Origin of the sequence: Pseudomonas sp. FSL W5-0203 (assembly GCF_001896155.1) — a bacterium.
Lineage (GTDB): Bacteria > Pseudomonadota > Gammaproteobacteria > Pseudomonadales > Pseudomonadaceae > Aquipseudomonas > Aquipseudomonas paracarnis.
On sequence record NZ_MPOR01000021.1, the window covers coordinates 17917 to 30044 of the forward strand.

At 59.2% G+C, this 12128-nt stretch carries 8 protein-coding genes; 3 read left to right on the forward strand and 5 right to left on the reverse strand.

Annotation, left to right across the window (positions count from 1 at the left end; all coding sequences use genetic code 11):
* The first annotated feature begins 23 nt into the window (after positions 1-23).
* Complete coding sequence (locus BOP96_RS18405) at positions 24-1649, forward strand: methyl-accepting chemotaxis protein (RefSeq protein WP_014718728.1); 1626 nt, start codon at positions 24-26, stop codon at positions 1647-1649.
* Between the two features lie 651 nt (positions 1650-2300).
* On the opposite strand, the gene BOP96_RS18415 is transcribed toward BOP96_RS18405, so the two are convergent.
* From BOP96_RS18415 to BOP96_RS18435, 5 genes are all read right to left on the reverse strand, one after another.
* Positions 2301-3278 carry a bifunctional glyoxylate/hydroxypyruvate reductase B gene (locus BOP96_RS18415; RefSeq protein ID WP_014718726.1) on the reverse strand — a complete coding sequence of 326 codons (978 nt, stop codon included), beginning with the start codon at positions 3276-3278 and terminating at the stop codon, positions 2301-2303.
* Positions 3275-4567, reverse strand: coding sequence for an MFS transporter (locus BOP96_RS18420; RefSeq protein ID WP_073453614.1), 1293 nt, complete (start codon positions 4565-4567; stop codon positions 3275-3277). The genes BOP96_RS18415 and BOP96_RS18420 overlap by 4 nt, the downstream gene beginning before the upstream one ends.
* Positions 4568-4612: 45 nt before the next feature.
* Positions 4613-5554: a sugar kinase gene (locus tag BOP96_RS18425; protein ID WP_073453616.1), complete on the reverse strand. Its 942-nt coding sequence runs from the start codon at positions 5552-5554 to the stop codon at positions 4613-4615.
* Complete coding sequence (locus BOP96_RS18430) at positions 5547-6329, reverse strand: sugar phosphate isomerase/epimerase family protein (protein WP_072434070.1); 783 nt, start codon at positions 6327-6329, stop codon at positions 5547-5549. Before BOP96_RS18430 ends, BOP96_RS18425 begins: the two co-directional genes overlap by 8 nt.
* Before the next feature lie 84 nt (positions 6330-6413).
* Positions 6414-7475, reverse strand: coding sequence for a LacI family DNA-binding transcriptional regulator (locus BOP96_RS18435; RefSeq protein ID WP_019816850.1), 1062 nt, complete (start codon positions 7473-7475; stop codon positions 6414-6416).
* Positions 7476-7723: 248 nt separating this feature from the next.
* On the opposite strand from BOP96_RS18435, the gene BOP96_RS18440 reads away from it, so the two are divergent.
* Entirely contained in the window at positions 7724-9700 is a 1977-nt protein-coding gene (locus BOP96_RS18440; RefSeq protein WP_073453618.1) for a hypothetical protein, read from the forward strand.
* A 137-nt stretch (positions 9701-9837) separates the two neighbouring features.
* A complete protein-coding gene (locus BOP96_RS18445; RefSeq protein ID WP_073453620.1) occupies positions 9838-11913 on the forward strand; it encodes a hypothetical protein in 2076 nt (691 codons plus the stop codon).
* Positions 11914-12128: the final 215 nt, after the last annotated feature.

The window sequence follows — 12128 nt, forward strand, 5'->3', positions numbered from 1 at the left end:
ACACTACTTCTGAGAGCAGCCCTATGTCCCTCCGTCACCTGAATATTGCCCCTCGCGCGTTTATCGGTTTTGCCTTCATTGCGGTTCTGGTGGTGCTGCTGGGCGTGTTTGCGGTCAACCGCATGACGCAAATGCGCCAATCCTCCCAGGACATGAGCGCCAACCAACTGCCCAGCATGACCCACCTGGGCACCATCACCGAAAACGTGCTGCGCATGCGCATTCTGTCGTTTCGTGTGCTGGTCAACCGCGAGCCTGCCGCCTTGCAGGAAGCCGAGACCCGCATCGGTGTGTTGGCTGACAAGGTCAAGACCGCCCAGGCCAAATACGCCACGCTGCCTGCCGGCCCGGAGGAGGCAGCGCTGTACAAGACCTTTGGCGTGACCCTGGACAATTACCTCAAGGCCCAGGCCGAGATGGTGGCATTGTCCAAACAGGGCAAGGTCGATGAGATGCGCGCCCTGATCAACAGCCGTATCAAGGACGGCACTGACCAGATGGGCGAGCAACTGAACAAGCTGATTGCCATCAATGCGGCCGACGCCAAGCAGGCCGACGAGGATGCCGGGCAAAGCTACGAAGGCGCGATCACCGGTGTGGTGGCAGTCTCCGTGGTGGCGGCATTGCTCACCGTGCTGCTGGCCTGGTTGCTGACCCGCAGTATCGTGACCCCGTTGCGCAAGGCTGTGGAAGTGGCTGAAACCATTGCCGCCGGCAACCTGAGCAAAACCATCGAGGACGATGGCAAGGACGAACCGGCACGGTTGCTCAGTGCGCTGTCGACCATGCAAGCCAGCCTGCGCCAGACCATCCAGCACATCGCCGGTTCGGCCACGCAGCTCGCTTCGGCGGCGGAAGAGTTGAGCGCGGTCACCGAGGAAGCCTCCCGTGGCCTGCAACAGCAGAACAATGAAATTGACCAGGCCGCCACGGCCGTCAATGAGATGACGGCGGCAGTGGAGGAGGTGGCGCGTAACGCGGTTTCCACCTCCGAGGCGTCCGGGCAGTCCAACCAGGCCGCGCGGGAAGGCCGTGATCGGGTGATGGAAACCGTCGGCGCGATCCAGACCATGACCCAGGACGTACAGAATACCTCCGCGATGATTGAAGGCCTGGCCGCTCAGGGCCGGGATATCGGCAAGGTGCTGGATGTGATCCGTGCGATTGCCGAGCAAACCAACCTGCTGGCGCTCAACGCGGCGATTGAAGCCGCCCGTGCCGGCGAGGCCGGACGTGGCTTTGCGGTGGTCGCCGATGAAGTGCGCGCCCTGGCCCATCGCACCGCGCAGTCGACCCAGGAAATCGAGAAAATGGTCGCCGGCATCCAGAACGGTACCGGTGAGGCGGTGCAGTCCATGCAACAGAGCAACCAGCGCAGCCAGACCACCCTGGAAATGGCACGCGCAGCCGGCGCCTCACTGGAGCAGATCACGGCGTCTATCAGCCTGATCAACGAACGCAACCTGGTGATTGCCAGCGCGTCGGAAGAACAGGCCCAGGTCTCCCGCGAGGTGGACCGCAACCTGGTCAACATCCGTGACTTGGCCACCCAGTCGGCGGCGGGCGCCAACCAGACCAGCGCGGCCAGCCATGAGCTGTCGAGGTTGGCGGTGGATTTGAATGGGATGGTGGCCAGGTTCGTCGTCTAACAGCCGCCACAAAACCCTGTGGGAGCTGGCTTGCCTGCGATAGCAATCTTACAGTCAGCACATCATGGGTTGGCTTACCGCTATCGCAGCATAGGGATCTACACAACTTGGGCCGGTGCTGACCTGTGGCGAGGGCGCTTGCTCCCGTGACGGACTGACAGCCGACGCTGATCTAACTGACGCGCCGCAATCCAAATGTGGGAGCTGGCTTGCCTGCGATGGCGGCCTTACAGCCGACCAGGATGTTGGATCTGACCGCGTACATATCCGTTCCTGCGGTAACGGCCACCTATGGTTCCGCTCTTACAGCGGGTCACTTTTGGAAAGGCCCAAAAGTAACCAAAAGGCCTTCGCCCCACCACTCGGCACCTCGCCTAGGCTCGGTGTGCCCGAACGCAGGCTTGAAGTCGTGGGCCGCCGCCACGCGCCATCCATGGCGCGGGGCGGCTAACCCGGCGTCCTGCCGGGTTGCCCACGACTTCAAGCCTGCGTTCGGCCAGCGTGGTTTGACGGGGCGCTTCAGATCAAAAGCCAGATCAAGATCAAGAGCGGCTCGCTTAGCATCGTGGTTACCGTCGATCGCTTCAGAGTTGTGTAGATACCTATGGCTATCGCAGGCAAGCCAGCTTCCACCTTTGCTCTTGTGTTGTGTCAGTGCCGCCATGCCCCTGGATTCACCAGGTTTACCGGCTTTTCGCCAGCCAGTGCCGCCAACAGATTATCCACCGCACACTTGGCCATCGCCTCCCGCGTCTCATGGGTGGCCGAGCCGATATGCGGCGTAGCCACCACATTGTTCAACCGCAACAACGGCGACGCGTGATCCAGCGGCTCCTTCTCAAACACATCCAACCCCGCCGCGCGGATAGTGCGTTGCTGCAACGCCTGCACGAGCGCCGCCTCGTCCACCACCTTGCCTCGGGAGATATTGATAAAAATCGTCTCCGGCCCCATCAGCGCGAATTCCTCGGCGCCAATCAACTTCTCGGTCTCAGCGGTCAACGGCAGGGTCAGGCAGACAAAATCAGCCTCTTTGAGCAAGTCCTTGAGGCTTCGGTACTGCGCGCCAAAGCGCGCTTCAACCGCCGGCTTGGGCGAATGGCTGTGGTAGATCACCGGCATGCCGAAGCCAAAATGCCCGCGCTGGGCCAGGGCTTCGCCGATGCGGCCCATGCCGATGATGCCGAGGGTCTTGCCATGTACATCACTGCCAAAATGCGCCGGGCCGATGTTTTTGTTCCATTGCCCGGCGCGTACCATGTCGGCCAGTTCCACCACGCGCCGGGCGGTCGCCAGGATCAGCGCAAAGCCGGTGTCGGCGGTGGTTTCGGTGAGCACATCCGGGGTGTTGCTGAGCAGGATGCCGCGTTGGGTCAGGTAATCGATATCGTAGTTGTCGACGCCCACCGAGACGCTGGCTATTGCTTCCAGCTTGGGTGCCAGGTCGAGCAATCGGGCGTCCAGGCGCAGGCTTGCACCCAACAGGCCGTGGGCAGTGGGCAGTGCATCGCGCAGTTTGGCCAGGCCGGTCTCATCCAGTGCATCAATCAGCGTGACCTCGGCCTGCTCATGCAGGCGGGCCATCAGCGGCGCGGACAGTTTCTTGTACAACACAACGGACTTTTTCATGAGGTCTTTACCTTCAACTCCAAGGTTGGCGCCGGCGCGCGATCACTGGCGCCGGGCTTGAGGAAAATCGTCAGCACCACCGAAAGCAGCAGCGCGCCGCTCATCAGCAGGTACGAAGCGCCGGGCGAGCCGGTGCTGCTGTTGAGGTAACCCACCAGATACGAGCCACCGAACGAGCCCAAGGCGCCCATGCTGTTGATCAGTGCCATGGCGCCACCGGCGACGTTGGCCGGCAGGATTTCCGGGACGATGGCGAAAAACGGGCCGTAGGGTGCATACATGCAGGCCCCGGCGATCACCAGCAGGGTGTAGGACCACCAGAAGTGTTCGGCGCCCAGCACGTAGGACGCGTAGAAAGCAATCGACGCAATCAATAGCGGCGGCCAGACAAAACGCTTACGTTTCTGCAGCTTGTCCGAACCCCAGGACACCACGAGCATTCCAATCACCGCCGCCAGGTAGGGCAGGGCCGAGAGCCAGCCGGCTTCGACCATGTCCATCTGCAAACCGGCCTTGAGGATCGATGGCAGCCACAACACGAAGCCATACACGCCAATGCTCCAGCAAAAAAACTGCAGGGCGAGAATGATCACCTTGGGCGAACGGAACGCCTCGGCGTAGTTCTTCACGGCCTTGATCCCCACCTGCTCGGCGGCGAGGGCGGTTTCCAGGCTGTGCTTTTCGGCGTCGCTCAGCCACTTGGCATCCTTGGGACGCTCATCGGCCAGCTTCCACCAGATAAACGCCCACAACACCGCCGGCAGGCCCTCGATGATGAACATCCAGCGCCAGCTGAAATGCTGCACCAGGTAGCCCGACACCACCGACATCCACAGCATGGTCACCGGGTTGCCAAGGATCAGGAAAGTGTTGGCCCGCGAGCGTTCGGCACGGGTGAACCAGTGGCACAGGTACACCAGCATGGCCGGCATCACGGCCGCCTCGACCACCCCGAGCATGAAGCGGATGACGATCAGCATGTAGGCGTTGGACACCACGCCGGTCAGCGTCGCCAAGCCGCCCCACAGAATCAGGCTGACGAAGATCAGTTTCTTGACGCTGCGCTTTTGCGCATAGATCGCCCCCGGCACCTGAAAGAAAAAGTAGCCGAGGAAAAACAGCGCGCCAAGCAGCGAGGACATGCCCGGCGTGATCATCAGGTCCTCGGCCATCCCGGAGGCGGCGGCGAAGCCGTAGTTGGCGCGGTCCAGATAGGCCAGGCTGTAGGTGATAAACACGATAGGCATGATGTACCACCAACGGCGGGTGGCGAGTTTCACGGTTTCCATGGGGTTGCTCCTGAGCTTGTTGTAGTTGTGGCAACAGGTAATGGGTTACGCAACGGATCGGGTGGGTAATTCTGCGCGGCTGGGCAAACCTTCCATATCGCCGCGGCTCTGCACGGCACGGCTGCCGATCCAGTTAGCGCGCTGGACCGCCTCGGGGAAGCTTGAGTTTTCCAGCAGGGCGCTGATCATGCCCACGGCAAAGCCATCGCCGGCACCCACGGTATCCACCACCTTGGCTACCGGTACGGCGGCGACAAAACCCTGGTCCATATGAGTGCGGTAATAGGCGCCCTCCGAGCCGAGTTTGATCGCCACGGCTTCGGCGCCCTGGTCGAGATAGAACGCGGCGATGTCTTGCGGGTCGTCGAAACCAGTGAGCAGGCGACCTTCGCCCAGGCCCGGCAGGACCCAGTCGGCCAAAGCGGCAAGCGCATTGATCTCGCGGATCATCTGCGCCTGGCTGGCCCACAGGGACGGGCGCAGGTTCGGGTCGAACGACACACTGCGCCCGGCCTTGCGCATTTGCGCCATCAGCTCGAACGACAGTGCGCGAGTGGCATCGGACAGTGCTGGTGGAATGCCGGTGGCGTGTAGATGGCGGGCTTGCAGCAGCGTTGGGTGGATGGCCTCGATGGACAAGTGGCTGGCCGCCGAGCCTCTGCGAAAGTACTCCACTTGAGGATCTGCGCCGGCCTCTTCCCGGGATTTGAGTTGAAAGCCGGTAGGGTGCAGCGGGTCGACGGCCACATGGCGGCAATCGAGCCCCTCTTTGGTCAGGGTATCGACCACAAAACGTCCGAGGGAATCGTTGCCCACGCGGCTCAGCCAGGCCACGTTGAACCCCAGGCGCGACAGGCCGATGGCGACGTTGCTGTCGGCGCCGGCAATGCGTTTGTGAAACTGCCCGACCTGGGCCAGGTCGCCGGTCTGTTCGGCGACAAACATCGCCATGGTTTCGCCAAACGAGAGGATATCGATCTCAGACATGGGCGTTCTCCACATGGGGTTGGCCAAGGCGGGCCAGGGTCGCGACCTGTTGTGCGGTAACCTCGATCAGGTCATCGCCCTGCAACGGAAATTCCACCGCGCGGGTAATACCTTGAGTCATGTGTTTGAGCAGTTGTTCCCACAGATGCACGTCGGTGGCGCCCGGCGGCAAGGCGACGAGCCTGCCATCGGCGCGGCGGGCCACGGCCTTGCAGTGCAGGTAATCCACATGCCGACCCAGCAACCGCGCGGCGGTGAGCGCGGATTGGTCTTGCCACTGCCAGTTGCCGATGTCGAAGGTCATTTTCACCGGCAGGCCGAGACGTTCGACTTCAGTGAAAAACCGTTGCATCGGTTCAATGCGCCCACCGTGCAGGGTCTGGTCGTTTTCCACCAGCAGCTTGACCGGGTGGCGGTTGAGCAGGGCGTGCAGGCTTTCCAGGTCGTTTGTGTCGGTGAAGTAACCGAGCGAGACCTTCAGCCAGCCCGAGCCAAAGGCCTGGGCGCGGTCCAGCGTGGCGGCCAGCTCGGCATTGGGCTGGGCACGGCCGGCGACCCACAGCTCCAAGGGCGAGGAAAATACTGATTCCAGGCCTTGTTCTGCAGCGGCCAGGGCCAGCTCGGCCGGTTGCTCGGTGGTGAGCAATTCTTCGCGCCATTCAATGCGCTGGGCACCAGCGGCGCTCAGCAGCGCGACAAAACTCAATTGGCCCTGCTGGCGAACCAGGTCGGCGCCGTAGCTGGAAAGGCTGATGGAGACGGGGTATTTATGCATTGTTGTTTACCTCTGAAACCGGTTTCATTTTTATACGCAAAACAAAATGTGGGAGCGGGCTTGCTCGCGAAGGCGGTGTGTCAGTCAGCGCAAGAGTGGCTGATCTATCGCGTTCGCGAGCAAGCCCGCTCCCACAGGGGAGTGTGTCGAGCCACGGATAATCAGCTCCGGTAAAAAATCCAGGGTGCGCGTGGGGGCGGTATCGCCGCGCAGGCGCTTGAGCAAACAGTCAAAGGCGCTGGCGCCAATTGCTTGCGTCGGTTGGGCGAGGGCGGTGATGCCGCTACCTACCAGCGGGTACCAGTCCAGGTCATCCAGGGCGATCAAGCCCACGTCGCCGAACAGCTCGCAACCCAGGGCCTTGAGTGCACGGGTGCAGGCCAGTGCTGCCACGCCGTTGGCGCAAAACAATGCCTTGGGGCCGGGTTTGGCGAGAAAGGCTTGCAGACGGTTTTCCAGTTCACCGTCCAGTTCAACTACGGCACCTTTCAGCGCCGGGCGCTTGGCAATCTCGGTGTTGAAACTCTCCAGACGCTCCAAACGTGAACTGGTGCCATCGGTGGTCTCGCTTACCAGCAACACGTCGCGGTAACCCTGTTGCTCCAGGTGTTCCACCGCCATGCGCACCGCCGCTGGGTTATCCAGGCCGACCAGGTCGCTGTGCAGCGGTTCGACCTTGCGGTCCACCAGCACCAGGGGCATTTCCCGTTGCAGTTCGAGCAGTTGGTCGAGGTGATGGCCCAGGGTGTTCACGATCAAGCCTTCGATGTTGTACGAGCGCAGCGCGGCCAGATGTTGGCGCTCCTGCTCGTCATCGCGGTCGGTGTTGCACACCACCAGGCTGTAGCCGTGCTGGCGGCAGGCGGTTTCGACGCCGTGCATCACCGCGATGGAATAAGGGTTGCGGATATCAGCCACCAGCATACCGATCAGGCGCGTGCGTCCACGTTTGAGGCCGCGGGCCATCTGGTTGGGGCGATAACCGAGTTCGTCGATGGCCTGTTCGATGCGCAGGGCGATGGCATCGGAGAGCAGGGCGCGGTCATCGCCGATAAAGCGCGACACGCTGGCTTTGGATACTCCGGCGCGCTGGGCGACGTCCTGCATGGTCACGCGGCTGCGCTGGGCGGCGGAGAATGGAGTCACGCTAAAGCCTTTCTTATTGGAGTTGGGAGAGACGCTGAAACCGGTTTCAGAAAACACCAAGTATAAGAAACCGTCAAGTTAATCTTCGACATTCAGACGCGGCAAGCTCGAGACAACTGACGAATGGCACTCGCAACCTGTTAGATCTGACAGTACCCAGAAAGGACGGTTTGGCGTTTACTTTTCCATAACTTGACGGGGGAGGACGGTTCTGTGAACCCGCCGTTAAAATTAAAAGAGGAAAGAACATGTCCATCTCAAAAGTGAGTCACCTTCCTGAAGCGACCAGTGGCGGTGTACTTGCGCTAGACCCGATGGACATCCCAGGTGTCGATCCTCTTGACCCAAACGGTCTCGTACCGGTCTCACTGACTCTTGCGCCTCTGTTGGTCAGGATACCTATGTGGCTCCCGGCGCCTGAACCATTGGATACACCCCACCGGGTGCAACTTCTCTGGGAGCGAGACGGTATTGAAAGGCAGGCTGATCTGAAGCTTATCGATGCCCCACCTCCACCTCTGCCTGCGTTTGTGCCAATGCACGTGCCATTAGCCATGCTCAGAGAGCGTTCAGGCACTGTGAAACTGTTTTATCGCGTGATCGATTCCGAGGGACAACGCAGCGAGCTTGATCCAAAGGTCACGTTGACCATTGATTTGGAATCCCCGGAATTGCTCCGGCCTGATGACCAACTCAGCTTCGTGAATCCACCCGTCACAGGTGTTGATGAAGCCTATTTGGCGAGCAATGACCCGGTGCGCTTCAATATTCCGCCTTATCGGGGGCGTGAGCGAAATGATCGTATCGAAATGGTGCTATCCAATAGTCCGAACCCAGCTGCTGCTGCGCCGGACGGCGACTATGTACTGGTAGATGTTTCAGACCCTCTGGTCTGTGAGTTGCCAGCGGCTGCGTTTCGTCGCCTGAATAACGGCCCAGCCTATATCTTTTATCAAGTGTTCGACGAGGCCGGGAATTTCAGTACGCGTAGTGCCGGTTTACCGTTTTCACTCGATCTGATAGCAGGTCCAGATGTACCGCTGCCTGCACCCACTATCATGCCGCCGGCCTACGATGACAATATCATCAAGCGCGACGACGCCCGGGCCGCGGTGGTGCTGCTGATTGACCCCTATATCAATTGGGCCGCCGGAGATCACGCCCGGGCTTTTTGGGACGAGCGGCCGCTCGCAGATGTGCCGGTGTTCGACGGCGTCGTAACACAGGTACCGGTTCCCTGGGCCACTATGCGGGGGCCATCCCCAGTCCTGGTGGCAGAAGAGATCCGGATACGTTACGAAATCATCCGCGGTCTGACGATCTACCCGTCATACCGGCGTCGTATCAGCCAGGATTTCACGGTTGCCGGGCAAGACCATGCGGGTGCGCCCGCACTGCTAAACCCCGATCTACCGTTGGCTGAAGTACGTGGCCTGGTGTCAGATGAGGCCAATCTGGTTGACCTTCGCGACAAGGATGTAGGCGCCCGTGCCCGGGTGTTTCTCTATGACGACCCACAGCCAGGCCAGGTATTGAGATTCTTTTGGAATGGTATAGGGCCTGTGGCTACCAAGACAGTTCAAGTCGGGGAAGTCGCCGGCCAATTAGTATTCTCCAGTGTTATTCCATGGGCGGTGATGGAGGGCACTATTAACGCTTCGTTGCCTGTGCATTACACCACCGATAATGGGATTAACCAGCAACAGTCCCGACATACTGAAGTCGATGTTCATACCGGGCCGCTGCTCAGCTTTCCTACTCCGATTATTCAGCACACGCTGGTGGGTAGCACGGGTACGTTTCTCACCTGTTGCTCATCCCCAGAGATATTCGCCGGCGTGAGTTGGAAAGTTGTCGCTCATGGCGATTTTGATTTGAACGATGAAGTTCGATTTTTTACCCATGGCTATAACAATAACGGCTGGGATGACCCCGTGGTGGAGGACAGTCGATTTACTCAAGGCAAGACATTTGATACGCCGGCGGACTTGGTCAATGGGTTGGACTTTACAGTGACGCCTTTCGATCCAGTGGTGTATTCGCTGCGCCAGGAGAGTACTGCTGTCGCGTGGTATGAGGTGTGGCGTGGTGGGCGCAAAATCGGCGAATCCATCCTGCGGCGCTTCAGAGTTGACCTGGCTTATCCCGCAGGTGGTTACTGCCAGGCAGGCGACATTATTCAGTGTTCAAGTGACGGCGTGCCCACCCTGATAAAGAAAAGTTGATGACATCGGTGCAGGGCGTCTGAAATGAGCGGCGGGCACAGGTGCTTCTAGCCGGCAAATGGCTGTACTAAACGAATAGGGTTAAACGAATATTTTTCGCAGTTGTTCGTCGCCCATATTGTCACTAATGGAGAACGATGATGAATAAAAAAACGCGTGATTATTTTGCCAGATTAAACTCTGCTGTTAGCCCGTCGACAGTTGTTTTCTCACAGTTGTATCCGCCAGAAGTTGATTTTGTTCCAGGTTTTCCAGGATTGCTTTCTCGGGAACAGGCGTTGTCCGAATATTTGGAACTGCGAATGCCACGATGGCAAGACTACAGCGACAGTGGTGGCGATCAGGATATCGTGAGAGTGTTTATAAAGCCGGTAGATGATGCGGAGTATGGAGAACCGTTCCTAACGTTCACTTTTAATTTCGATGCAACACTGCCACAAGCCTATGCAACTGCAAATATCGCCCGAGGCAGGCGTCCGCCAGGTCACTGGGATATCAAGTACGAGGTGTATATCAGACGTGCGGATAACTTGAGCGAATCGACCGAGATGCGTTTGATTGTCGATACTGATGCACCGTACGCATCATCTCCGAGTCTTCCGCCAGCGCCTACCCTACCGGCAGGCTTGACACTGCCCATTGACGAGGCCGATTTTCCAGCTGCTCCCAATGATCGGTTGTTTTTTTCAATTCCAGATTATGTTCTCCACGGGCGTGCGCCGGGTGACAGGCTGAGGGCGTTCTACGGCGGTTCCGATACCCCATATGCTCCTGATCCTCCCTCTACCGAGGTGGATTGGCCGGTGACGGACCTTAGGTTCCCGTTGCCCAAGGGTGTTGTTTCGGCTGGACCGGACGCGTTTAACACGCTTCGATATCAGTTACTGGACGCCGCGGGCAATCCCAGCCAGCTTTCCTCCTCCTTGCGGTTGGATGTGGCCTTGCTACCTGCACCGGCTAATCTGAAGCAGCCCTTGATCGGCAGGGCGTTTCCGGGAGATAACCGCTTCGACCGGATTGACGCCTCCATTGACCTGGGAATGATTGTAAGAATTCCCGCTTATGACCATCCGCAGCGGGGCAATGATGGTGATGTCTTTGACGTCATACTGTCGACCAGCGTCCGTACCGAAACCATCGAGGGTACGGCATTGGGCAACGGTACGAGCTTTCCAGTGCCCATTGTTGTTCCACTTCATATTTTGCAAATTCTCTATGGCGCGTTGACAGGTGACGAGCTGTTGACGGTCACTTACGTCATCCGCCGTCGATCCGTCACGTATCCTGCTGCGCCGTCGACGATCATCAATTTGAATTTGCACGTGGTCGGGCCGACTCCTACCGATCCTCCGGAACTCACGAATACCGACCTGGATCCGGTGGTGATCAAGGGGGTAAATGCCGCTGGCATGGAGGGCGCTGACAACGAGCTATTGCCGGAGCACGCCAATCGGCCCGCCAATGCCCATATCACGTTGTGGGATGAGGCCCCAACCCCTGACGCCGAGGATTTTTTCATCCGGCTGTGGTACGAGGGTGAACTCGCCGCCACTCGCCAGATAACGGGCGGGGTTGCCGGCGCCCCGGTCACCCCGCCGCTGCAGATTCCGTGGGCGCTGATCGCCAAGCACGGTAATGCACCGCCTATGAAACAGGTGCATTACACAATCGACGCGGGCCTCGGTACGAATCGGCAGCAGTCTGAGGTGACCTCGGTGGACGTACAGGCCAATGTCCAGGCCCTTGTCATGCCCGAGGTCCAGGACCTGGATTTAATTGGCGGTGCTCCAGGCGTGATCAACTGTACTACCTTCAGGCCTTTGAATATGGACGGACGTATCACTGTTCGTATTCCTCCGTCGGACTTGTTTGAGCCGACCATGGTGGTCCGGGTGAACTGGCAAGGCTACAGTGATAATGATGGCACGAACCCAGTGTTTGCATCCGTAGGGTTCAAAGACTCCCCTCCGTTGACCGCCTCCATGATCGCGCAGGGGTTTTTGGTGACCCTAGACGCGCCTTTCTCCACCCTCATGAAGACGATTCATACACACGTAGGCCTACGGCTCCAGGGGGCAGCAAGGATCAACTACACCATCCAACTGCCAACAGGGCCTTTAACATCGAGCGACGCTTTGCATCGGGCACGCTCGGTCAAAACCGGCTCCTCCCCCACCTACTGCGACGACACGCCGGTACCCGCAGCGATTTGACGTGGTTGCGAAAACAGCCTGGGAGCAGCCACGCTGCTCCCAGGGTTCATAGAGGGACAACTTATTTGTTCTCACCGTGCGCATCGAGATTGATTCGGGGGTATTAAGATTAATCCTACATAAATAGGGAACAACTCTGGATAACTTTGGCACCGCTTGATTGGCAGGGTTCCACGCTCTTAGGTACCGGCCAATTTCTTCAATAGGAATGCCAA

Excerpts from the sequence above, each read along its gene's own strand:
- BOP96_RS18405 (WP_014718728.1), top strand. The coding sequence starts at position 24 with ATGTCCCTCCGTCACCTGAATATTGCCCCTCGCGCGTTTATCGGTTTT.
- BOP96_RS18415 (WP_014718726.1), bottom strand. The coding sequence starts at position 3,278 with ATGAAAAAGTCCGTTGTGTTGTACAAGAAACTGTCCGCGCCGCTGATG.
- BOP96_RS18420 (WP_073453614.1), bottom strand. The coding sequence starts at position 4,567 with ATGGAAACCGTGAAACTCGCCACCCGCCGTTGGTGGTACATCATGCCT.
- BOP96_RS18425 (WP_073453616.1), bottom strand. The coding sequence starts at position 5,554 with ATGTCTGAGATCGATATCCTCTCGTTTGGCGAAACCATGGCGATGTTT.
- BOP96_RS18430 (WP_072434070.1), bottom strand. The coding sequence starts at position 6,329 with ATGCATAAATACCCCGTCTCCATCAGCCTTTCCAGCTACGGCGCCGAC.
- BOP96_RS18440 (WP_073453618.1), top strand. The coding sequence starts at position 7,724 with ATGTCCATCTCAAAAGTGAGTCACCTTCCTGAAGCGACCAGTGGCGGT.
- BOP96_RS18445 (WP_073453620.1), top strand. The coding sequence starts at position 9,838 with ATGATGAATAAAAAAACGCGTGATTATTTTGCCAGATTAAACTCTGCT.